At 57.3% G+C, this 22,843-nt stretch carries 16 protein-coding genes and 1 tRNA gene; 6 read left to right on the top strand and 11 right to left on the bottom strand.

Annotated elements, in window-relative coordinates; genetic code table 11:
• Nucleotides 1–30: 30 nt before the first annotated feature.
• From AC1AWD_RS07790 to AC1AWD_RS07775, 4 genes are all read right to left on the bottom strand, one after another.
• A complete protein-coding gene (locus AC1AWD_RS07790) occupies nucleotides 31–2,064 on the bottom strand; it encodes a glycogen debranching N-terminal domain-containing protein (RefSeq protein WP_476565326.1) in 2,034 nt (677 codons plus the stop codon).
• A gap of 121 nt (nucleotides 2,065–2,185) precedes the next feature.
• Nucleotides 2,186–3,064, bottom strand: a complete 879-nt coding sequence (locus AC1AWD_RS07785) for a carbohydrate ABC transporter permease (protein ID WP_476565324.1) — start codon at nucleotides 3,062–3,064, stop codon at nucleotides 2,186–2,188.
• Nucleotides 3,061–4,260 (bottom strand): carbohydrate ABC transporter permease, encoded by a 1,200-nt coding sequence (locus AC1AWD_RS07780; RefSeq protein WP_476565322.1) that lies wholly within the window; start codon nucleotides 4,258–4,260, stop codon nucleotides 3,061–3,063. Before AC1AWD_RS07780 ends, AC1AWD_RS07785 begins: the two co-directional genes overlap by 4 nt.
• 111 nt (nucleotides 4,261–4,371) lie before the next feature.
• Nucleotides 4,372–5,619 carry a sugar ABC transporter substrate-binding protein gene (locus AC1AWD_RS07775; protein ID WP_476565320.1) on the bottom strand — a complete coding sequence of 416 codons (1,248 nt, stop codon included), beginning with the start codon at nucleotides 5,617–5,619 and terminating at the stop codon, nucleotides 4,372–4,374.
• Nucleotides 5,620–5,876: 257 nt separating this feature from the next.
• On the opposite strand from AC1AWD_RS07775, the gene AC1AWD_RS07770 reads away from it, so the two are divergent.
• The 4 genes from AC1AWD_RS07770 (at nucleotide 5,877) to AC1AWD_RS07755 (ending at nucleotide 10,210) form a co-directional block, all read left to right on the top strand.
• Nucleotides 5,877–6,935 carry a LacI family DNA-binding transcriptional regulator gene (locus AC1AWD_RS07770; RefSeq protein ID WP_476565318.1) on the top strand — a complete coding sequence of 353 codons (1,059 nt, stop codon included), beginning with the start codon at nucleotides 5,877–5,879 and terminating at the stop codon, nucleotides 6,933–6,935.
• A 593-nt stretch (nucleotides 6,936–7,528) separates the two neighbouring features.
• Nucleotides 7,529–9,127, top strand: coding sequence for a dicarboxylate/amino acid:cation symporter (locus AC1AWD_RS07765; protein WP_476565316.1), 1,599 nt, complete (start codon nucleotides 7,529–7,531; stop codon nucleotides 9,125–9,127).
• A 213-nt stretch (nucleotides 9,128–9,340) separates the two neighbouring features.
• The gene (locus AC1AWD_RS07760; RefSeq protein ID WP_476565314.1) at nucleotides 9,341–10,048 is read left to right on the top strand and encodes a DedA family protein; all 708 of its coding nucleotides are present in this window, start codon (nucleotides 9,341–9,343) and stop codon (nucleotides 10,046–10,048) included.
• An 89-nt stretch (nucleotides 10,049–10,137) separates the two neighbouring features.
• Nucleotides 10,138–10,210 (top strand) — tRNA-Ala (locus AC1AWD_RS07755).
• A 117-nt stretch (nucleotides 10,211–10,327) separates the two neighbouring features.
• On the opposite strand, the gene AC1AWD_RS07750 is transcribed toward AC1AWD_RS07755, so the two are convergent.
• The 6 genes from AC1AWD_RS07750 to AC1AWD_RS07725 form a co-directional block, all read right to left on the bottom strand.
• Nucleotides 10,328–10,999, bottom strand: a complete 672-nt coding sequence (locus tag AC1AWD_RS07750) for an HAD family hydrolase (RefSeq protein WP_476565312.1) — start codon at nucleotides 10,997–10,999, stop codon at nucleotides 10,328–10,330.
• A 132-nt stretch (nucleotides 11,000–11,131) separates the two neighbouring features.
• Nucleotides 11,132–11,689, bottom strand: a complete 558-nt coding sequence (locus AC1AWD_RS07745) for a heat shock protein transcriptional repressor HspR (protein WP_476565311.1) — start codon at nucleotides 11,687–11,689, stop codon at nucleotides 11,132–11,134.
• Between the two features lie 5 nt (nucleotides 11,690–11,694).
• A complete protein-coding gene (locus tag AC1AWD_RS07740) occupies nucleotides 11,695–12,717 on the bottom strand; it encodes a DnaJ C-terminal domain-containing protein (protein ID WP_476565309.1) in 1,023 nt (340 codons plus the stop codon).
• A gap of 139 nt (nucleotides 12,718–12,856) precedes the next feature.
• Nucleotides 12,857–13,534 carry a nucleotide exchange factor GrpE gene (gene grpE, locus AC1AWD_RS07735; protein WP_476565307.1) on the bottom strand — a complete coding sequence of 226 codons (678 nt, stop codon included), beginning with the start codon at nucleotides 13,532–13,534 and terminating at the stop codon, nucleotides 12,857–12,859.
• 2 nt (nucleotides 13,535–13,536) lie between these two features.
• Nucleotides 13,537–15,393, bottom strand: a complete 1,857-nt coding sequence (gene dnaK / locus AC1AWD_RS07730; RefSeq protein ID WP_476565305.1) for a molecular chaperone DnaK — start codon at nucleotides 15,391–15,393, stop codon at nucleotides 13,537–13,539.
• 266 nt (nucleotides 15,394–15,659) lie between these two features.
• Nucleotides 15,660–18,179 carry a glycoside hydrolase family 31 protein gene (locus tag AC1AWD_RS07725; protein ID WP_476565303.1) on the bottom strand — a complete coding sequence of 840 codons (2,520 nt, stop codon included), beginning with the start codon at nucleotides 18,177–18,179 and terminating at the stop codon, nucleotides 15,660–15,662.
• Between the two features lie 142 nt (nucleotides 18,180–18,321).
• On the opposite strand from AC1AWD_RS07725, the gene AC1AWD_RS07720 reads away from it, so the two are divergent.
• Nucleotides 18,322–19,506, top strand: a complete 1,185-nt coding sequence (locus AC1AWD_RS07720) for an IS256 family transposase (RefSeq protein ID WP_476565301.1) — start codon at nucleotides 18,322–18,324, stop codon at nucleotides 19,504–19,506.
• Nucleotides 19,507–19,907: 401 nt separating this feature from the next.
• Nucleotides 19,908–20,942: a LacI family DNA-binding transcriptional regulator gene (locus AC1AWD_RS07715; protein WP_476565299.1), complete on the top strand. Its 1,035-nt coding sequence runs from the start codon at nucleotides 19,908–19,910 to the stop codon at nucleotides 20,940–20,942.
• Between the two features lie 76 nt (nucleotides 20,943–21,018).
• Here the strand turns inward: AC1AWD_RS07715 and AC1AWD_RS07710 are convergent, their stop codons facing one another.
• On the bottom strand, nucleotides 21,019–22,689 hold the full coding sequence (locus tag AC1AWD_RS07710) for a glycoside hydrolase family 43 protein (protein WP_476565297.1): 1,671 nt from the start codon (nucleotides 22,687–22,689) through the stop codon (nucleotides 21,019–21,021).
• Nucleotides 22,690–22,843: the final 154 nt, after the last annotated feature.

Below are 22,843 nucleotides of genomic sequence, written 5' to 3'. Positions count from 1 at the left end.
TCAGACGGCATCGAACGACATGCGGGAAGATCACCGCCGCCGTTCGATACGCAAGTCGCGTGCCAACGGTGATGCGATTGGCGACGCAGCGCCATCCGGATGCAGTCCCATCAGCACCGACAGCACGGCCACCGACGACGCGGCCGACCACGCTTGCGGATGGCATGCGGCCGGATACGCCACCGGAACTCCCGCAGCGGAATCGGCACTGTCTCCGGAATACAGTTCCGGAATCTGGAATCCGAACGCGGCGGCGGCGCTTACCAGACCTTCGGCGACATGCAGCGCTTCGTCCACATAGCCTTCCGCGTACAGGCCACGCATCACGATCGCGCTGTCGTGCGCCCACACGGAACCGCAGTGATAGCTCTGCGGCCAATAGCCGCCCGCTTCGCTGCTCATTGTGCGCACACCATAGCCGCTAAGCATGTCATCGCCCATCAGTCGGGTCACGACATCGCGAACGCCGTCCTCGTCCAAAATGCCGGTGCCCAGCAGATGACCGATATTGCTGGTCAGGGAGTCGACGGGCTTCTTGTCCGCATCCAACGCGATGGCCGGATAGCGGCCCTTGCCGTCATCCACCCAGAAGGACTCATTGAAACGAGCCTTCAACGAAGCGGCCCAGGCGCGCCATTCGTCAGCGCCGGGACGTCCGAAGCGTTCCAGCAAATCGGCACCGTCCATGGCGGCCTGATACGCATAGCCTTGCACCTCGCACAGCGCAATCGGCCCTTGCGCAATGGCACCGTCGTTCCAGCGCACGGAATCGCCGGAATCCTTCCAACCCTGATTGCTCAGGCCGCGACCGGTACGATCGATATATTCCAGGAATCCATCGCCATCGCAATCACCGTAATCACGCAGCCACGCGAGGGCGGCTTCCAGATTGGGCAGCAGCGCTTCGACTTCCGCCTCGTCGGCGCCCCAGCGCAGCGCGTCGGCGAGCAGTATGATCCACAGCGGCGTCGCATCAATCGTGCCGTAATACAGCGGAGGCAGCGCCATATGGTCTTCAGCGAACGCACCGGTGGACACAAGCGGTTCGGCACGCAGCTCGTGCATTATTTTGCCCGGATCGGCGTTGGTCTCCGGATCGCTTTCCACGGCCTGGAAATGCGCCAAAGTGCGCAGGGTGCCCATGGCCGTACGCGTGGTGAGCGGCAGCATGAAACGCGCGGCCCAGATGGAGTCGCGCCCGAACAGGGTAAAGAACCATGGTGCGCCTGCGGCGAAAAACTCATCATCCGGAAGGGCCGGTATGGCCATGCGCAGGCCGTCAAGATCGCGCAATGACATGTTTGCCCAGGATTCGACGCGGTAATCCGCAGCATGCACACGCACATCATCCCAATCGCTTCGCGAAGAGGCGGCCTGGACAGCCGTGCGGGGAACCTGCACCGCCATGCGCAGGCCAGCTTCAACACCGCCGCGCGCCGGCACCTGAACACGCCAGGTCAGCATGGCTTCAACGCCGTCGATGCATACCTGTGACGCTTTTGCGTCTCCCACCGACGCATCGACATCCACCACGATGCCGTTATACATGGCTTCAAAACCATCCTCACAGGCGGTCAGACAGACCGCCCCCTCCTGCATCGCCGCCGATTCGGCGCCGCCCTTCACTTCCTGCATGGTGGACATGTCGAAGCGCAAGGTCGCGGACAGCTCAATGTCGCACGCTTCCGTCAGGGCGCTGGTGATGGCAAAACGCTCGATCAGCCCGTCCGCGAGCACTTCACGATGTTCTTCAAGCCTCACCTGCGGGTCGACCACAGGCCCTTCGATGTTGCGGATGCTCAATGCCGTGACGCTAACGCCTTTGGCGGGGGTGCTCCAGGAAAGCGGGGTGGGCGTCTCGCCGTTGACCGTCAGAGTCAGCGCGGACAGGATGCGAGTGTCACCCACATAGAATCCGCCGATGGACGGAGCGCCTGCATGCGATGAAGTGCCGTCCATCGTGCCGTCCGCATTGCACCACAGTTGTGCAGGAGCCAGAACCAGCGCCTTCATGTCATGCATCCACGGCTGACGATTACGCCAAAACGTTGTGTTGGTGGTCATAACTACTCCATTGTGTTGTTGTTATCTGATATTCGTTACACGCATATCTCGTATGCATACGCCCGATGATGCGCACCGGGACCGCGCGCGAAGACCACGGCCGGCCGCATCCATCGCTCCGCTACTCCTTGACGGAACCTTCAGAGCTATTCATGATTCTCTTCTGGAAGATGAAGAACAAAATGGCGACCGGTATGGTCATCACCACGGCGGCGGCAAGCTTGACCGGATACTGATTGCCTTGCGACAACTGGCCGGACGCCAGCGATGCGACGCCCTTGGTCAGAGTGGTCAGTTCCGTCGACTGCGTGGAGACGATGAAATGGCTCAATTCGTTCCACGAACCCTGGAACGACAGAATCGAAATCGTCACAATCGCGGGACGCGCCATCGGCAACACAATGGACCAGAAAATACGGAAGGTGCCGGCACGGTCGATCATCGCTTGCTCTTCCACGGAACGCGGGATGGACTCGAAGAAATTCTTCATGATGAACACACCGGAGGCGTCGATAAGCAGCGGCAGGATCATACCCGCGTAGCTGTCGTAGATGCCTAAAGTCTTGATAATGAGGAACTTCGGGATCAGCAGAACGACGCCCGGCACGCTCATCACGGCGACCAGCACGGCGAACACGAAATTGCGCCCGCGGAAGTTCAGACGGGACAACGCATAGCCCGCCAAGGAATCGAAGAAGACTCGACCGAGCGTGACCACGACGGTAACGATCACCGAATTCTTGAACCACACCGGAAAATCGGAATTAAGGAACAGCTTCCGATAGGCGGCCGTCGTCCAGTTTTCCGGAATCAACGATACCGGATTCGCCGTGGCGTCGGCGTCGGTTTTGAATGACGTCGCGATCTGGATGATGAACGGCATGATGTAAATCGCCGCCAATGCAATCAGCAGAATGTAGAAGATGACGCCGCTATGGATCAGACGCTTATACCACGGCTCGCCGCTACGGCGGATACGTTCCCCTGTTGTTGCGCTCATGAGATTACCTCCTTCGAATTCGCGTAACCGTTATTCGCATGACGGCTGCCGAGCGACATGACTTCTTCGCGGGTCATCGCATGGGCCTCCGCTTTCATGGCGTCGTATTCGGCACGACGGCGACGAGACATCTTCTTGTCCGCCATGATGCGACGCTGCGCCCAAGTCATAACGATGATGATGAAGAACAGAATGAACGAGATGGCCGCGCCGCGCCCCCATTCCTGGCTGTTGAAAGCGGAACTATACGACAGGTAGGCCGGTGTGAGCGTCGTCTTTGCTGGAGAGCCTTGCGTGCCCGTGTAGATTTGGTCGAACACCTGCCACGTACCGATGATGCCCAAAGTGATCACGGTGAAGATGGTGGGCTTGAGCTGCGGCACAGTGATCTTCCATAAACGCTGCCATGCGGAGGCTCCGTCCATGATGGCCGCCTCCTCGGTCGCCTCACCGATGCTTTGCAGAGCGGCGATGAACATCAGCATGAATGTGCCCGACGTGGTGAAGATGACCATCAGGATGATGGCGAACATGGCGACGGACGGGCCTGCGAGCCAGTCCCACCAGCTCACGCCCAGGAAACCGTGGTCGGTAAGCGCCGCAGGACCGTTATCGATGCCGAAGCGAGAGAGGAGGATGTGGATCAGCCCACGTGGATCGTTGAACCAATTGGGCCCGTTGATTCCGAACCAGCCCAGGACCGCGTTGATGCTGCCGGAAGCATTGAACAAGAACAGCCACAGCACGGTGATGGCCACGGAACTGGTAACGGAAGGAAAATAGAATGCAGTACGGAAGAAGCCGCGGGCCTTGAGGATCCTACGGTTAAGCAGCACCGCCAACAGCAGGCTGATAAGGGTCTGCAGCGGGATGACCAACAGCGTGTACCACGCGTTGTTGCGCAACGCCGTGCCGAAATCGCTCTGGGCAAGGCCCGGGGTCGTCAGCACCTCTTCATAATTCTGCAGGCCGACGAAATTCACGCCGCCGCCAAATGGATTGCCGCGGCCTGTCCAATCGGAAACGCTGACCCACAAGGCCATAACGATCGGAACAAACAGGAACACGCCAAGGATGACAATCATCGGCAGACAGAACAGCCAGCCAGAGATCTCTTCTCCACGACGATTGATGCGCTGTGTTGCTCGGGATTGCTTCCCTTTGTTTGACTTTTTACCGAATACTGGCTGTTTCATTGCCTCATGTCCCTCCACCGAACACTTCAACACGGCGATATGCCGTCATAAGGGGTGCCCGCACATCCACGGAGGAATCAGCGCGGGCGCCCGCTCAGCACAAACTGGCTATTACAGGATGGCTTCCAGATTCGTCTGGGTCTTGTCCAGAATCGACTTCGCGTCGGAATCCTTCAGGCTTTCAAGCTGCGCATTGAGATCGGAGATGACGTCGGATGCGCCCTTGGCGGTCGGTACGGTGACCGAGTAATCCAGACCGTCCATGAACGCGCTCAGCTCCGGGAACTCGTTCTTCCAAGTGTCCGCAAGCGACGTCGTGGCTGGCATGATGCCGAACGCACGAGCGAAATCCATCACCACATCATCACTGGTCAGATATTCCACCAGGTCGACGGCGCCCTTTTGGTTCGGGCTATCCGCAGCGATGCCCCAGCCGTTGGTGAAGTGCAGCGTGCCCTTGCCTGCGGGGCCGGCCGGCAGTTCCACGACCTTATAACTGATATCCGGATAATCGGCGGACATGCTACCGGTGAGCCAGTTGCCTTCAATTGCCATGGCGGCCTTGCCCGAACCGAACGCTTCGCCTCCCCAGCCGGTGCCAAGGTCAGCAGCGTAGGCGGCGTTGCCGCTGTCAAGCAGGGTCTTGACCTCTTCCAGACCGGCGACGGACGCGTCGTCATTAGCAATGGCCGTGGTGCCGTCATCGCTGACCAGACCGCCGCCCGCCTGCTTCATGAACACACCGATACGTGCGTATTCGCCACTGAATGTCAATCCCACATGATCATCAGTGGTCAGTTTCGCCGCGACATCGGCCAGCTCGTCCCATGTAGTCGGGTAATCGGCATCGGTCAACCCCGCTTCAGTCCACATGTCGGTGTTGATGACGAGCTGCAATGTGGATACATCTTTCGGGGCTGCATACAGCTTGCCATCGTAAGTAAAGGTCTGCAGCAGGTTATCGTAAAAATCATCCTTGTTCTCCAGCTCATCGCCGTACGCGAGCAGAGAACCGTTCGAAGCGTAGCCGGCCAGCAGCTCCGGCGCAAGATAGAACACGTCGGCCGGATCGCCGCCGGCAAAACCCTGGGACAGCTGCTGCGTCAAATCACTCGCGACCTGTACGGTGGCCTTCTGTCCGGACTGCTCGCTCCAAGCGGCCACGGCCTTCTTGACCGCTTCGGTTTCCGTGTCACCGGAAGAGCCGATCAGCACAGTCAGCTCCTGTGAGCTGTCATCGGTCAGTCCACCTTCAGCAGTGGTGTTCGTGTCATCATCGAATCCGCTGCCTCCGCATCCGGCCAAGGCGGTCATCAACGCAACGGATGCGGCAGCGCCGACAAACAACTTGTTCCTCATCGTCGAGTCCTTCCTGTCATATGCCATTCCTTTTTCTTTTTGAACGTTCTAATTTGATGCAACAAAAAAGAGCATCGACATTACCCTTTTTCAATAAAGAAGCGATTTCCTTTCAAAGAAATACCGACTTCCGTGTCGCATCTCAAAAATTTTTACGTTCTAAAAGTAGTTATATAATAAAGCAAGACACACATTCATGTCAAACGAGATATCGTCTATCCTTGCAAACGCAAAGAACACGCCGAACAGGAGAACAAATGGTCAGCATCAAGGACGTCGCCAAGGACGCCAGCGTCTCACCGCAGACCGTCTCGAACTGCATCAACAATCCCGGCATCGTCAAACCGGCGACGCGCGCCCTCGTCGCCGAATCAATCAAACGCCTTGGATATACGCCAAACGCGTCCGCACGAAGGCTGCGCAAACAGCGCAGCGACATCATCGCAATCGGCATCGCCCCCGTCACGGGCTCCATGGTATACGACAGACTGCTGCACGCCCTCGCGACCGAAGCGGACGCACAAGGCATGCGTGTCATGCTGTATAAAACCAACAACTACAAGGACGAGATCCGCCAGTTTGGCGCGCTCTCCGCAAGCGGCGACGTCGACGCCTTCATTCTTACCGACACCGCGCACGACGACCCACGCCTTGCCTGGCTCATCGAACACGACCAAGTATTCGTGCTGTTCGGCCGCCCATGGGGACTTTCCGATATGTACGCCCCCAACGTCCCCTGGGTCGATGTGGACGGCAGACAAGGCATCGCGGACATGACGCGGTTCCTCATTCTGCAGGGCAATAAACGCATCGGGTTCATAGGGTGGGCCGGCGTATCCGGCACCGGCAACGACCGTTACGAAGGCTGGCGCGAGGTCATGCTCAACGCAAAGATGGCCACGGAGGACGAGCTCGGGGCTCTATGCGCGCAATCCAACGACACGTTCGGCGGCGGCCAACAAGCTTGTATCGAACTCATGCGCCGCATACCGGACCTCGACGCCATCGTATGCGTCAGCGACACCATCGCGGTCGGCGCACAATTCGCCCTCACTGCGGACACCGGCATCACCATAACAGGATTCGACAATTCCGCCGCGGCCCAGTCAATCGGACTGCTCACCGTCGAACAACCGTTGGCGGCATCAGCACACGAAATCATCCGCATCGTCCAGGAACGACTCGCCCAACGTGACGCGCAGCACCGGCGGACACGTCACGACAACGGCGATGCCGAAACATCCAATCCCGCCCACAACGCAGGCAGCCCCGACAACGATCACGTAATGCTCGCACCGACGCTGATACTGGACTAGCGCAACGGTGGCATTGTGACATTGCACACAATGCCGTCATGCCGCGGCATCGGCAGAATGCGGTGCGACATGATGCGCAGGCACTGCAATACCGCAGAATCCCAACGGTATACGGGCGAATCAACATCAGATCATTATCAGCGAACGTCACGCATCATCACGCTGATAGCCCGAATGATCGAAAATAGGCTGTCAGCTCATCCACCCTCGTATGCTACGCTGACTCACATGATGTTTATGTTCTGTTGTTGTTGTCGATAAGACGCCGCTCCACGCGGTCGTCTGAATGCGCCATTGCGACGCTTTCAACAAGCATTCAACAGAATATGCGCTCAACACCGTACATTCTTGCGCTTTCCAACTGCGTCTCAATCGCAATAATTCAGAATCTCAATGAAAAACCGCAAGCACTAAATCACAAAGCCGCAAAACCTGATTCAAAACGTCACAACCGCACCGTTGCGACGTTTTAGACAGCCAAGCCGCACGCAAAATGTAATTTTTCTCCCTAGGGCTTTACGCTTTCCGGCCCGCACAGCCCCAATTTCGTAATCTTCCAAGGGAGATTACAGCTTCGAAACGCAAGGATCCTTATGACTCCCCTTTCCGACACCGGACAGCTCTTCGACTGGGCGGCCCTCACCGCCGCCATCATCATATTCGCCGCATTATGGCAGCTCAAGCGCACGCATAAAGCCGGTTTCGGAGCGCGCGTCATCATCGCGACCGCGCTTGGCGTCATTCTCGGCATCATCGCAAAAGGCCATACCACCTACATCGCCATCGTCGGCACGGTCTGGTCACAAGTCATATCCGCCGTCGTCGTGCCGCTGCTGCTCTTCAGCGTCATCGCCAGCATCACCAACCTCGGCGAGTCCATTCGCCTTCGCGGCATCGCCGCCAAAACGGTTGCGCTGCTGCTGTTGAACACGCTTACAGCCTCCCTGCTCACACTGGCCTTGGCGATGTTCTTCCGAGTCGGACACGGATTCCAATACGAACTGCCGACCGATTATGAAGCCCGCGAAGTCCCCGGCATCATCGACACCATCACCGGCTTGTTCCCGTCGAATCTGATCGGCAACTGGGCATCGAACCAAGTCGTGCCAGTCGTGTTGTTTGCGATGCTCATCGCCATCGCATACAACTCCGTCGCAGCGCAGGAGAACAGCCGCGACACAGTCAAACCGTTCAAGGCGTTCGTCGACTCCGGCAATACCGTCATGTCGAAGGCGACGCAGATCATCGTCGGGTTCACCCCGTACGCCGTCATCTCGCTGATCGCCGATGCCATCTCAGCAAGCGACGTCGCCTCTCTCCTGCCGTTGCTGCTCGTGCTTGTCGTCGCCTATGCCGCGATGTCGTTGCAATTGTTCATCGCGCAGCCGCTCATCCTCGCGGCCGTCGCACGGCTGAATCCGATTCCGTTCTTCAAAGCGTACTGGCCGGCTGGCGTGGTCGCGTTCACATCGGAGAGCAGCATCGGCACTATTCCGGTCACCGTCAAACAGCTTCGCAGCGCCGGCGTCCCCGGTGACGTGGCATCGTTCGTCGCCAGTCTCGGAGCCAACCTGGGTATGCCCGGATGCGCCGGCGTATGGCCGATGCTGTTGGCCGTATTCGCCGTGAACGCACAGGGATTGCAGTATTCGCCCTGGCAGTACGCGTTCCTGGTCGCACTGACGCTGCTGGTTTCCATTGGCACCGTAGGCGTTCCCGGCACCGCCACCGTCACGGCGACGTCCCTGTTCGCAGCCGCCGGACTGCCTGTGGCGTTCATTGCGCTGACGCAACCGATCTCCCAGATTGTCGACATGGGCCGCACCGCGCTGAATGTGTCCGGAGCGGCCAATACCGCCGTCATCGTTGCGGCCAGCGAGAAGCAGCTTGATACGAATATGTACTATGCGACCCATGCGGTCACGGACGAAGAGGAGGGTCCCGACGCACCTGCCACGTCCTTCAGAGAGACGGTGCCGTCCGCCATTCCACCCGCCATGGCGGCCTCTGTCGCGAATTCAAATTCAACCACGCCTTCGCGCGCGGCGGGCATCGGAACGGACTCTTCGGCATCCGCATCCAGCTTCGCGGAGCCCCCCGAATCCGGGACTTCCCCCATGAGCGCCGTCAATCTACTAGGGTTCACGCCTACGACGGCGTTGGCCGACAACGACATCTGCGGAATGAAATAGCCATATCGGCATGCTTTCCCGTCTGGGGCGCCGAAAATCATGCGCTCCAGACGGAGCCGTCCGGCGCATCAAGCCACATGCAACGGCCCCTGCGAAAAAAGACGGATGAAGGGTTATCGTCGTACGACGCTATGGTTATAGACGATTCCGACGCAGACCAGGTCGCCCATCCTCGAACGGCGACGACACCATACATGGGAAGTGTACGCAAATATGGGTTTCATCAATTTCATCATCGGTCTTTTGAAAGATCCACGCTCCGCGATTGCCGGCTGGATCGCCATGGGTGTGGCGCCGACGCTTGGCCTTATTTTCCTGATCGTGTTCATTGAAACCGGTGTTGTATTCTTCCCGTTCCTGCCGGGCGATTCATTGCTGTTCGCAGCAGGCTTCTTCGCCGCACCCGACGCATCAACCGGCACGTCTGCGCTGCCGCTACAGGTACTGCTGCCTGTCGTATGGGCCGCACCGATCATCGGCGACCAATGCAATTATTTCATCGGTCATTTCTTCGGACGTCGCATTATCGAATCCGGCAGGGTCAAGGCAATGACTCCCGATCGCATCGCCAAAACCGAAGCGATGATTGAAAAATGGGGGCCGCTTGCCGTATTTCTCGGACGGTTCTTCCCGTTCATCCGCACGTTCATGCCATTCATTTCCGGCATTTCCGGCATGCGATGGGCGCGTTTCACACCGTTCTCGGTGTTGGGAGGCCTGTGCTGGTCGACGCTGTTCACGCTGCTGGGCTATTTCTTCGGTGGCATTCCGGTGGTGCAGGACAATTTTGAACTGGTCATCATCGCCATTCTGGTAGTTTCCCTGATCCCCACCTTCGTCGGACTGTTCAAAGCAAAATTCGGGAAAAAGCAGCCAACCGGCGCGGGCATTCCTGAATCCATCGTGTCAAACGCAGAATGACGGCACACGCGAACCTCGTCGATTTGCGTTTGGGGACGGGTCGCACTATAGTAACCGATGTTGTCCTGCGAAGCAAGACAACATTCCAAGGGGCTGTAGCTCAGTTGGTAGAGCGCTTCGTTCGCATCGAAGAGGTCGTGGTTTCGATTACCATCAGCTCCACTTGGAGGCCTCCCGCTCACATTCCACCGCGGGAGGCCTTCTTTATTTATTTTTAGTCTTCTCCGGGCTCTGCAGAGTTTCTGCCGGGCTCCCGCATCTCGGGTGCCTCACACGTAATCACTTCTCGACACGCCGGCGCACGTATTCCTCCAATGAGGTGGCGGTGATGCCGTCATAGCCGTGGATAGACGCGAATTGCGGGCCGTGGGAGTTGTCCGTCTGGATATATGCGGTCTGCGCAAGTGTGGTGGCGCCGGACGCCGCCGCGGAGGTAAGGCCGCTTATCGAATCTTCAATGGCGATGCAATATCGCATGTCTTCCGGCGCGATGCCAAGCATGCGTGCCGCGGCCAGATACGGTTCCGGCGACGGCTTCTTCTCCACGTCGTCATCGCCGCAAATAAAACCGGCAAAAGCGCCTTCAGGAGCCTGATCGATCAGTCCTTGCGCCAAATGGCGCGGCGACGTGGTCACCAGCACGGAGGGAATCCCCGCCTCGACCAATGAATGCAGCACATCGGTAACGCCGTCGACCCACGGCATATGCGCGGCTTCAGCCTGCGCAACGTAGTCGATCATGCCTTGGCCGATTTCTTCAACGGACAGCTGGCAGCCATGCTCGATCATGCGACGCGCCACGTCGGGCACAGGCGTACCCGAACCCTGCCATGCCAAATCAAGATCCCAGTAACCGCCGTGCGCTTTGGCGATGCGCATTTCGGATTCATGCCAATACGGCTCGGAATCGATGAGGGTGCCATCCATGTCCCAAAACACGGCTTTCAGCATGTCTGGTCCTTTCAAAATCGTCAAAGGGCCACCAAAAATGAGCCCACGCGTGATGCCGCATCGTGGTTACGTCACGTTTGCGGTCAATCGCTACAAAGCCTACCAACTACGCCCACCAATTACGGCAGCCAACTACCAGCGCCACAATACGACGGATTTGGAATCGTCCGAGTCACCGTCATATGTGCCGGTTGTACCGGATGGCAGTTCACGCGCCTGCGACCGCAGTTGGCGTCGCCACATACGGGCGCGGCGGGATTGTTCGATTTCGACGATGCCGCCGTCGGCGTCCGCAGCGAAGATGCTGGCGCCTTCGGGCTTGCGTAGCCGCTCGTTTTGGCGGCGCAGTTCACGGTTCTCCTCTTCCAATTGCAGGATGCGCGTGATGCCGGCAAGGTTGATGCCTTCCTGGCTGAGCTGCTGCGCTTGGGAAAGACGATCGATATCGCGTAATGAGTATCGACGGGCACCGCCTTCGGTGCGCTGCGGCACGACGAGGCCGAGCCTGTCGTATTGTCGCAGCGTCTGCGGGTGGATATCCGCCAATTCGGCGGCGCGTCCGACGGTGAAGACTGGCATGACGACGTCGAATCCGACTTCGTCTGCGCCGTCCAAATCGGCTCGACCGGCCACGATAGCCATGGCGCACATTTCATACAGTTGCCTGATCTGCTGTGCTACACGCGCCATCGCAGTCAGCGCTCCTGTGCGATTTGTTCGGCGAAATCACCGCTGGCCTTGTCGAATTCCTTGGCGGCATGCTTCAGGCCAAGGCCCGGCTTGCCGGGCACGCGGATGGCGATGCGTCCGATCAGATCGCCGGCGTGTCCTCCAACGGTGACGCCTTTGCCGCTTACGCGCACTTCGTCGCCACTGGATGTGCCGGCGGGAACCTTGAACGTGACGGACTGCCCGTCGAAATCATGTGCCTCGATTTTCGCGCCGTTCACGGCTTCGCCGACGGTGATCGGCAGCGTCATGACGAGATCATGGTCGCGCATCGTGAATTTCGGGTCGTCGGCGACACTGATATGCAAGTACAGGTCGCCGGCTTTGCCGCCGTTGCTTCCGGGCTTGCCTTTGCCGGCAAGACGAATTTTCTGCCCGTCCTTCACACCGGCCGGAATATGCGTTTTGAATTTCTTGCCGTCGGCGCTCAACGAGACGGTTGCGCCTTTGATGGCCTGTCGGAAAGTCAGTTTGATGTTGGAATTGCGGTCTTCGCCGTTCTCCGGTTGCGGCATCGACGCGTAGCCGCCGCCATATGGCTGGCCTGCACCGTATGCGCCATACGATGCACCGCCAGCATGACCGGCCGGGCCAGCAGCGCCGCCGCCGAACATGGAGAAGATGTCGTTGAGATTGGTCGGCCCGCCGCTGGTCGTGTAACGTACGCCGGGGCCTCCGCCGAACATGGATCCGAAAATATCGGAGAATCCGGAGGCGTCGAATCCGCCGGCACCGCCTGCGAAGCGCGCACCACCTGCGCCGAACTGCCTGATGGCGTCATATTTTTGACGCGTTTCCTTGCTGCTCAGCACATCGTATGCTTCGGAGATGTCCTTGAATTTCTCTTCAGCTTCCTTGGTTTTGTTCAAATCAGGATGATATTTACGGGCGAGCTTGCGATATGCCTTGGTGATGTCCGCCTCAGAGGCGTCTTTGGAGACACCGAGGACCTTGTAGAAATCCTTGCTCAGCCATTCGTTTTCAGCCATGCCGTGCCTCCTTTCGAGGTTTGGTGAAAGTTTTTGCTGTCATTATTGATGATGCCGGGTTGCGCTGCATCACTTTGGCGACATGTGCCATTGTGACCGCGCCGACCCGGCATCCGCTCAGTTTCAGTGTTTGGAATATTTAGTTTTGCGGGGATGCGACGACGACGCGGGCGGCGCGAATCACGCGGTCGCCGATGCGATAGCCGGCTTCCACCACGGTGTCGACCGTTTCCTTTTCAGCTTCCGGATCCGGCTTGTGCAAAATCGCGTCATGCTTGGTCGGGTCAAAATCTTCGCCTTTTTCGCCGAATTTTTCAACGCCGAATTTTTCGAAGGCTTTGTCGATTTTTGCGGCGACGGCTTTGAACGAGTCGTCCATTTCGGAATGTTCGCGGATGCGATCGATGTCGTCGAGGGCGGGCAGCAGTGCGGTCAGCACGTCGATGATGCCGTGCTGGCGGAAGCGGTCCTGCTCTTTGGCGGCGCGATTGCGGAAGTTGATGAATTCGGCGCGTTCACGCTGCAGAGCCTCCAAATATTCGGCGGCCTCCTTTTTGGCTTGTCCAAGCGGAGTGAGCGTGTTGTCGTCGGATTCAGCGGTTTCGCCATTGGCAGCGCCGTCGGCGGTGTCGGCCGCTTCGGATGCTGCGTTCGCGGAGTCGGATTCTGCGGATGATTCAGCGGAATCGGCGGCATCCGTGGCCGATGCGGCGGCATTATTGTTGGCCGCTGCGTCGGCGGAGCCGGCCTGCCCGTTGACGAGGTCGTCGATATCGGGCAGGTCGTTGAGATATTCGTCCTTATTGAACTCGGACATGATTACTTGTTGTCCTTGTCGTCGTCCACGACTTCAGCGTCAACCACATCGTCGTCGGACTGGGCGGAGGAAGAACCGGCGGCGCCTGCAGCGTCGGCGGCGCCCTGCTGGGCGTAGAGGGCCTGACCGATCTTCTGGGCGGAGGTCATCAGCTCGCTCTGAGCGGTCTTGATCTTCTCGATGTCTTCACCCTTCAGTGCTTCCTTGAGCTCGTTGACCTTGTCGGTGACTTCCTTGGCCACGTCGTCCGAGAGCTTGTCCTTGTTGTCGTTGACGAGCTTTTCGGTCTGATAGGCGAAGGCTTCGGCCTGGTTGCGGGTTTCCGCGTCTTCCTTGCGCTTCTTGTCTTCGGCTTCGTGGGCTTCGGCTTCCTTGATCATGCGATCGATTTCATCCTTGCCCAGGCCCGAGCCACCGGTGATGGTCATGGACTGTTCCTTGCCGGTGCCCTTGTCCTTGGCGGAAACGTGCACGATGCCGTTGGCGTCGATGTCGAAGGTGACTTCGATCTGCGGGATGCCGCGCGGCGCCGGGGCGATGCCGGTCAGTTCGAAGGTGCCCAGCGGCTTGTTGTCGCGGGCGAATTCACGTTCGCCCTGGTAGACCTGGATGAGCACGGACGGCTGGTTGTCTTCCGCGGTGGAGAAGACTTCGGATCGCTTGGTCGGGATGGCGGTGTTGCGGTCGATCAGCTTGGTCATGATGCCGCCCTTGGTTTCGATGCCGAGGCTCAGCGGGGTGACGTCAATCAGCAGCACGTCCTTACGGTCGCCCTTGATGACGCCAGACTGCACGGCTGCGCCGACGGCCACGACTTCATCCGGGTTCACGGACTGGTTCGGTTCCTTGCCTCCGGTCAGTTCCTTGGCCAGTTCCTTAACGGCCGGCATACGGGTGGAGCCGCCGACGAGCACGACGTGGTCGATGTTGGACACGGAGATGCCAGCGTCGGCCAGCACGTTGTTGAACGGGGTGCGGCAGCGGCCCAGCAGGTCGGAGGTCATTTCCTCGAAGCGGGCACGGGTCAGGGTTTCGTCCAAGTGCACCGGGGTGCCGTCAGGGGTCATGGCCAGGTACTGCATGGAAATGGAGGTGGAGGTGGAGGAGCTCAGCTCCTTCTTGGCTTGCTCGGCGGCTTCCTTCAGGCGCTGCAGGGCGATCTTGTCCTTGGACAGGTCCACGCCGTACTTGTTCTTGACTTCGCCGACCAGCCAGTCGATGATCTTCTGATCCCAGTCGTCACCGCCCAAGCGGTTGTCGCCGTTGGTGGCCTGCACCTGGATGGTGGAGAAGCCATCTTCGTCCTTGCCGATTTCCAGCAGGGACACGTCGAAGGTGCCGCCGCCCAGATCGAAGACCAGGATGCGTTCGTCTTCCTTGCCCTTTTCGAGACCATAGGCCAGTGCTGCCGCGGTCGGCTCGTTGATGATACGCAGGACGTTCAGGCCTGCGATGGTGCCGGCGTCCTTGGTGGCCTGACGCTGTGCGTCGTTGAAGTAGGCCGGGCAGGTGATGACCGCGTCGGTGACCGGCTCGCCCAGATAGGCTTCGGCGTCGCGCTTGAGCTTCATCAGAATCTGCGCGGAGATCTCCTGCGGGGTCCACTTCTTGCCGTCGATTTCCACGGTCCAGTCGGTGCCCATGTGGCGCTTGACCGAGCTGATGGTGCGGTCGACATTCGTGACGGCCTGACGCTTGGCGACTTCGCCGACAAGGATTTCGCCGGACTTGCTGAAAGCCACGACGGACGGGGTGGTGCGAGCGCCTTCGGCGTTCACGATGACGGTGGGCTGGCCACCTTCCAGAGTTGCGATGCAGGAATTAGTGGTGCCAAGATCAATGCCAACTGCGCGTCCCATAACATATCTCCTTTGCAGATAGGTTCGCTTCTTATACGTCCTTGCTCGAGTTCCCTCGCGGTTCTCTCGCTTCCAAAACTTGAGCCTACACCACTCAACTTCCAAAAGCAAATTTTTATTCCCTGAAACTTGATAAATCTTCACTCAAGTTTTGTGAGCGTATTGCACCAGCACCGACACAACACCACATACAACAAAAGGCCGCTACGGCGTATCACCATAGCGGCCTTAATCAACGACGACTACATTGACTACACCAACTCCAATCAGCTACGCAGCAGAATTTCAGACAGCGCGCCGGCAACGGTTTGGGGCATCGATCCGATGAAGAAATCATGCTCGTCGCGTGCAGGGCGTTCCATCGTGCGGAATGTGCCAATCGCCGCCACGCCCAATTCGCGCACCGCGTTCAGCGCAGCCTCCTTGGTCATATACAGCATTTCAGCATGCAACAGCAGGTCAGTCGCATCTTTCACAACAGGATTTTCAGCAATCGTCAATCCTGCAGGCACTGCGATTCGCACAACAGACGCCACGGCAACATCATGCAGCGTCACCGACAGTGACAACGTGTCTTCGTCGTATGACACTTCGCACGGCACAGCCTGTCCGTCAACCGTCGTCTGCACAGCGGCAGCATCCGAAACGGCAGCCACGCCGCGGAACACCATGGTCCAATCGCGGCGTTCAGGCACAGCGGCGACGTCGCCGCGCACGGCGGAGACTTCGAATGTCGTAGCGCCAGCAGCGTCACTCCAAACCAGCGACATTTCAGTATCCGCAGTGGCAGCGCCCAACGTGCCGCAATCCTCGCGCATTACGAAGGATCCGTCGGCGCCCGGGAAGGCCAGCACGCGCAGCGCGCGCGGATTGGCGATATCGTTCACCGCTTCCCCGTCGGCCAGCTCCTGCAGCGGCACGATCGCACCGGCCTTGGCGAATACCGGCATCGTATCCAGCGAGCGCCATACTTCAAGGCGACGACCGGCAGCAGGCGTAGACACATAGCGACGGCCGTTGAAGAAATCGAACCATTCGCCTTGCGGCAGCCACACGTCGGCGCGGCCGCGCTGCACGGCCTTGTCGTTTGCGGAGACAATCGGCGAAACAATCAGCTCCGTGCCGAAGCGAAATTCGTCCGGCACATCGTAGGCGCTGCCGTTATCCGGCGCCTGCCAATACATCGGTTCGACCAGCGGAAGGCCTTCTTCGGCGGCACGGTAATTCATCGTGTACAAGTACGGCAGCATCATGTGGCGCAGACGCAGGGACTGCACCATTGATTCTCGCGTGGTCGCATTGAAATTCCACGGTTCCTTGCCGGAGAACGGCGAGCAGCTGGAGTGCAGGCGGTTGATTGGGCTGAACGCGCCCAGCTGATACCAGCGCGCCTCCAACTCTTCATCACGGTAGCCGAACATGTGTCCGCCGATGTCATGGCTCCACCAGCCGTAACCGATATTCGACGCGGTGGAAGTGAAATATGGTTGGAATGCCAGCGACTCCCAAGTGATCACGGTATCACCGGAGAAGCCGACCGGGTAACGGTGCGACCCCGGTCCGGCATAACGCGAGAAAGTCAGGGGCCACCGACCATCACGACCGGAATCAAGATAATGCATATGATTCAACGCCCATAACGGGTCAAGACCCGGCTGACGGGTGACGCCGCCCTGCTGCCAGTCGATCCACCAGAAATCGACGCCTTCGTCCTCCATGTCATGATGCATGTCGAAGTATGCGTCGACGAAATCCGGATTGGTCAGGTCGAACTCGACCGTATCTCCGCCGGCCGGATCGATGCCGACGCGCTTCGCAGCCTTCGGATAGGCGTCCTCGAATGCGCGCACGCCGTCACGCGGATGCACGTTCAACGTGGTTTTAAGACCCTTCTTATGCAGGTCATTCAGGAATTGCACATGATCGGGGAACAGTTCGCCATTCCACGTATAACCGGTCCACCCGGAACCATACTTCGGATCGACGTCGTCGACACGATGCCAGTCCATGTCAATGACAGATGTGCTGAAAGGGATGCCTTCCTTCTTGAAACGGTCCATCAGCTGCAGATATTCGTCCTGACGGTAGCGGTAGTAGCGGCTCCACCAGTTGCCGAGCGTATAGCGCGGCAGCAGCGGCGTCGGACCGGCCAGCTTATAGAAGTCTTGCACGGCCTCGATGTAACGGTGGCCGTAACCGAAGAAATACAGGTCGGTTTCAGCATGGCCGCGCGGGCTGATCCACGCACCGAATGGATTCTTCTTACCCTTGATGCTGTCCTTCATGACAATCACGTTGGACGCGGAATCGTCAATGACAGCCCATCCGTCGCGGGAAATAACGCCATCACCCAGCGGAATCGCACCATCGGCTTCGTCGAGCGTACGGGCGGTGCCCTTCAGATTACCCTTTGCTTCGTCGCCGTAATGCCATGTGTTGAACTGGGACGAGCTGACGCCTTTGACGACGATGCTCAGGCCTTCCTTGCTGAAAGGCTTGCGATCATAGGTCAGATGCAGATACGGCGTATCGACGACGAGCAAGCCATCGCGTTCAGATGTGGTGAATTGTGGCGTTTCCGCATCGTCGAATGTGCGATTGACAACGATTTGCGTCGGATTGTCTTCAAATTCGCCGCTGTCGGACCATTCAAGTCGAATCAGCGATTCGGTGAGGATGCCGATCCGCCAGTGGTCGCCTTGAATGGTGACCGCTGCCGGCATCGTTGGCCGAGCATTCTTTACATATTGCGCGAAGGGAGATGAGGTGCTGCCATTACTCGCCATGATATATTCCTTCATTGCAGTGATAAGGCCCGGTTTTTGCGCACTTTGTGATTCGGGCTTCCCGGATATGGACATGGCCCGCACCGGGTACGATTTTCAGTCGCTAACACAGGAAAACCGCGATTGGAAAGAGGCACGGGCCATGTCCAAGGAAATCATACAGTTCGACCAGGCCATGTTCGAGACCAAGCTCGACGCCATGGTGCGCGACAAGGTCGAGCAGATCGTCAACGCGATGCTCGACGAGGAGGCCGACCTAATCGCCAACGCCGCCAGATACGAGAGAAGCGATGGACGCAAGGCGTACCGGGCCTGCCACTACGCGCGCAGGTTCACCGTCAAGGCCGGCAGGCTCGGACTCAAGGTGCCCAAGCTCAAGGGCGCCCTGTTCGAGTCGGCGGTGATCGAACGCTACCGGCGGCGGGAGCAGAGCGTCGAGGAGTCGTTGATCGACATGTATCTGGCCGGCGTCAGCACGCGCCGCGTGGACGACATCAGTCAGCTGCTGTGGGGCGAGCGGATGCCCTCGCAGACGCTTTCCGACAAGCTCAGGAAGGTGTACGACCAGATCGACGAATGGCGCAACCGGCCGCTTGGGGGCGAGTACCCGTACGTGTTCATGGACGGTGTGTGGCACAAGCGCTCATGGGGCGGGTCGGTCGAGAACGTGAGCGTGCTGGTCGCCATCGGCGTGGACGACACGGGCCACCGGGAGGTCATCGGCGTGGCCGAGGGCATGAAGGAGGACAAGGCCAGCTGGGAGCAGTTCATACGGTCCATGATCGAGCGCGGCCTGAAGGGCGTCAGGCTCGTGGTCAGCGACAGGTGCGCCGGGCTCGTCGCCACCGTCGGCGAGATGCTGCCGCAGGCCAGATACCAGCGGTGCATGGTCCACTTCATGCGCAACGTGCTCTCCAAGGTGCCGCCCACCCACCGCGAATGGGCGTCCGCCGCGCTCAAGGCGATCTTCGCCATGGAATCACGCGCGTCCGCCCTCGCCAAGGCCGAGGAGGTCGCCCGCGAGATGGAGTCCAGGAGACTGAAAGCGGCGGCCTCCTGCCTGAGGGAAGGTATCGGCGAGACCACGACCTATCTGCTCGACGAGTATCCCCCGGAGCACCGGCGGCGGATCCGCACGAACAACATGATCGAACGCCTCAACAGGGAGATCCGCCGACGCACCAGGGTCGTCGGCAGCTTCCCCGACGGCAGGAGCGCGCTCATGCTCGTCTGCGCCAGGATCCGATACGTCACCGCCAACGATTGGTCGAGCCGCCGCTACCTGGACATGTCCCGACTCGGTGACACCATGCAGACAACCGACTGAAACCGGCCCGGCAACGGGCCAGACCGCTTTTGCGCAAGACTTCGGGCACAACCATTGCATGTAATCACTATGTCTACCGCGTTCTGCAGGTGAAACATAAATCAAGTTATTCCGACACTCCAACACGTAAATTTCCCCACATCCACTCGCCTACGTACTAGCATCGCCTCATAGAGAGGCGTAAAGCCAAATATCTCAAATTTCTTCTAAAAAGAGACCGTCCCCCCCCCCGTTCAATGATAGACTGGCGAAGTGTTAAGATGTCAATCTGCTTGACCTAATGAAGCGCAGTCAAAGGATGATTCCGCTGTCGGTTTTCGTAGATGCTGGCATTTGTGTGCTTTTCGTAGTCCAGCAGCAAGAAAACCTACTTTATTTGACCTATGTAGAGACAGGACTTGATGATTACTAATATTCAAGATATCGCCAAAGAAGCCGGCGTATCCCCATCGACAGTATCCCGCTCATTCACTCGGCCGGAACTCGTATCTAACAAAACAAGAGAAAAAGTGCTGAAAATTGCCAATGAGCTAAATTTTTCCCTCTCTCGATCTGCAGTCGCACTCAAGTCCGGAAAGGCTCTGCGCATCGCCTTATTAATAAGCAATCACATTCGTTTATGGTTCAGCGCCTCTGTCATTGAAGGATTAAATCAAATCTTTCACCAGCAGGGGTATGACATCTCGATTTTCCAAATTTCCAGCATAGATGAGCGACGTGAATTCTTCACCACACTACCGGTACTTCGCAATGCCGATGCTGTAATCGTGGTCTCTTTCGATGTCGATGAAGCAGAGACACAACAGCTCGCAACAATAGATGTGCCAATTATCGGTATCAATTCAGTGCTACCGTCAACTTGTCAAGGATTCTCCGCCTCCGTCAACATCGATGATTTTCAAGGCGCAAGAATGGCCGTTCGACACCTTGTCTCACTTGGACACCGCAATATCGCTTATATTCGAAAAACCAGCGGTGGTTCCTTACGCTTCAGCGTTGACGTCCGTTTCCGCTCTTTTTTGGATTGCTGCCATGAAGAGGGCATTGAGCCTCACATCATCAGCATTGAAGAAAACGAATCGCGAGTAGCTGACGCCGTTGCGCAACTTACGATATCACCATCAATGCCAACAGCCGTTGTGTGTCAAGAGGATAGCATAGCACTGCCATTGATGTTTTTGCTGCAACGCAGTGGATTCGATATTCCCAACGATATATCAGTCATCGGCTACGATGACAGTTTTTATGCAGAAGATGCCCAGCTGACGACCATTCGACAAGATCCAGTTGCTATGGCTCAAACGGCCGCTAATATCACGCTTGATCTGATTAACGGCAACGAGCCTGAACAAAGGTTCGTAACGTTCCGTCCCCAACTAATTATGCGAGCCAGCACCACTAAGCCATGCACATACGCCCCCTCAGCAGAAAGCTAAAGTCCGCAAAGCGGGAGGGAAGGGATTACCCTTCCCTCCACAATTCTTATTCAGACATCACTGTTACACAATGCAATCAATCAGCGTCAAGCTCGCGATAATCAAAATGGTCAAAGACAGCCGGTTCTTCGTAACCAGAATAGTCCACCGCGGCCATACCAACAAATGCCCCAGTGAAGAATCCACAGCTGCCAGCTGGAGCATATTCGTCAGTTAGCAATTTTGCATCCAACGTCACTGGTAATGTCTTCCATGATGCACCGTCAAAGGAATAGTCATATTCATAACAATGGCAACGTACACGAGTACGCAGCCATACCCACTCCATATCATCTGGTATCTCGACAGCTTGATCACGAAGAAATGTCCGAGAGGCCCCATGATCACACTGCGCCACATCAATTACGCGACACTTTCTCTTTTCGTCATAGGTAATGTATGCCCATGACCAGCACTGATCATTGTAATAATTTGTAAGGCCCGCCATCGCCTGATACGTGTCCGGGACAAACTTGATTTTCGTCTGTGCATCAAAATAGTAAGCCTGCCAACGACGGGCGACTAAAGACAGCTCGAAGGTATCTCGGAGAGACCCCTGACCGCGCAATATCAGACGTCCACTCCCAACTTGTCCCATCCCCTCATCAAAAGGAACGCGCAACGTATTCCACTCATTATCTAATACTTCTGATTCAAAATCATCATGCTGATGCCTTAAACAACTTGTGTCCAAGGAACAACCGCATTCCTCAGGCACCGCTGCCCCATCACTAAAAGCACAATGCACATCAGGCACATCAATCACCAGACATCCCGCGCGACCGCCTACTACTTTAGGCCAACCATCTTCATCCCAAACAATTTCTTGCAACGAAGTTTCACGGCCTAGAGAAGACCAACCACGTGGGTCGACCCGAGACTCCTCCGGATGATGCCATGGCCTAGCGCATAATGACGCGTAGTACCAACGCCCATCAGGAGTATTTGTCAACGACCCATGCCCTTGCTTTTGCAAGCCAAAACGTGGCGTATCGATATTAGTAATGAGAGGGTTATCGGGCATTCCTTCAAACGAAAGCTCGTCCAATGTCTCTGATCGAGCCACCGCTTCCTGATGAGAATATCCCGTACCACCTTGTGCCACAAACAGGTAATATCGTCCATTAATCTTGTACAAATGAGGGCCTTCGATATACCCCGTATCATCACCACGCCATATAATGCGAGCGGTGTTCTTCTTAGGCTTGAACGTGACGTTATCTAATTCAGTCAAAGTAATTCCGTTAAAGGCATGATGCCATTCACGATGATCCCAAGTTTGCTGCACCAAATACTTACGACCGTCATCATCGTGGAACAAGCTCGGATCAAAGCCCACTCCGTTCAGACGAATTGGAGAGGACCATGGCCCTTCAATTGAATCAGCCCAAGTCAAATAATTCGTCACGTCCTTGAATGGATTATTCGGCTGTCGGACGACAGTGAACACAAGCCAAAAACGACCATCAGCGTACGATAAATCCGGAGCCCAGATACCTGCCGAGGAAGGGATGCCTCGCATATCAAGCAGATCTCGTGTCCGTAGAGCTCCCGGTACAGGTATCCAATGTTTCAGATCAGTTGACCGATGCAACCGAACTCCTGGATACCATTCAAAAGTTGACGAAGCAATGTAATACTCATTTCCTACGCGAATAAGGGAAGGGTCTGGATGGAAACCTGCAAGTATAGGGTTCTCTACACGCATTTCATGTTCTTTCTCAGTTAGTGTTTACTCAAACGCATGCGCCAAAAATTCGTCAACTCCGACCAATCTCATTCAGCGGCATGCTTCAAATACAACTTGAGCATCACCCTTTTCTGAATGACGCTCAAGTTATATTGCTATGTCACAACTTACC

Source organism: Bifidobacterium sp. LH_512 (assembly GCF_056356435.1).
The sequence above is the reverse complement of the archived record's forward strand: the minus strand, read 5'-3'. Positions and strand labels throughout refer to the sequence as shown.

Excerpts from the sequence above, each read along its gene's own strand:
- AC1AWD_RS07790 (WP_476565326.1), bottom strand. The coding sequence starts at position 2,064 with ATGACCACCAACACAACGTTTTGGCGTAATCGTCAGCCGTGGATGCAT.
- AC1AWD_RS07785 (WP_476565324.1), bottom strand. The coding sequence starts at position 3,064 with ATGAGCGCAACAACAGGGGAACGTATCCGCCGTAGCGGCGAGCCGTGG.
- AC1AWD_RS07780 (WP_476565322.1), bottom strand. The coding sequence starts at position 4,260 with ATGAAACAGCCAGTATTCGGTAAAAAGTCAAACAAAGGGAAGCAATCC.
- AC1AWD_RS07775 (WP_476565320.1), bottom strand. The coding sequence starts at position 5,619 with ATGAGGAACAAGTTGTTTGTCGGCGCTGCCGCATCCGTTGCGTTGATG.
- AC1AWD_RS07770 (WP_476565318.1), top strand. The coding sequence starts at position 5,877 with ATGGTCAGCATCAAGGACGTCGCCAAGGACGCCAGCGTCTCACCGCAG.
- AC1AWD_RS07765 (WP_476565316.1), top strand. The coding sequence starts at position 7,529 with ATGACTCCCCTTTCCGACACCGGACAGCTCTTCGACTGGGCGGCCCTC.
- AC1AWD_RS07760 (WP_476565314.1), top strand. The coding sequence starts at position 9,341 with ATGGGTTTCATCAATTTCATCATCGGTCTTTTGAAAGATCCACGCTCC.
- AC1AWD_RS07750 (WP_476565312.1), bottom strand. The coding sequence starts at position 10,999 with ATGCTGAAAGCCGTGTTTTGGGACATGGATGGCACCCTCATCGATTCC.
- AC1AWD_RS07745 (WP_476565311.1), bottom strand. The coding sequence starts at position 11,689 with ATGGCGCGTGTAGCACAGCAGATCAGGCAACTGTATGAAATGTGCGCC.
- AC1AWD_RS07740 (WP_476565309.1), bottom strand. The coding sequence starts at position 12,717 with ATGGCTGAAAACGAATGGCTGAGCAAGGATTTCTACAAGGTCCTCGGT.
- grpE (WP_476565307.1), bottom strand. The coding sequence starts at position 13,534 with ATGTCCGAGTTCAATAAGGACGAATATCTCAACGACCTGCCCGATATC.
- dnaK (WP_476565305.1), bottom strand. The coding sequence starts at position 15,393 with ATGGGACGCGCAGTTGGCATTGATCTTGGCACCACTAATTCCTGCATC.
- AC1AWD_RS07725 (WP_476565303.1), bottom strand. The coding sequence starts at position 18,179 with ATGGCGAGTAATGGCAGCACCTCATCTCCCTTCGCGCAATATGTAAAG.
- AC1AWD_RS07720 (WP_476565301.1), top strand. The coding sequence starts at position 18,322 with ATGTCCAAGGAAATCATACAGTTCGACCAGGCCATGTTCGAGACCAAG.
- AC1AWD_RS07715 (WP_476565299.1), top strand. The coding sequence starts at position 19,908 with ATGATTACTAATATTCAAGATATCGCCAAAGAAGCCGGCGTATCCCCA.
- AC1AWD_RS07710 (WP_476565297.1), bottom strand. The coding sequence starts at position 22,689 with ATGCGTGTAGAGAACCCTATACTTGCAGGTTTCCATCCAGACCCTTCC.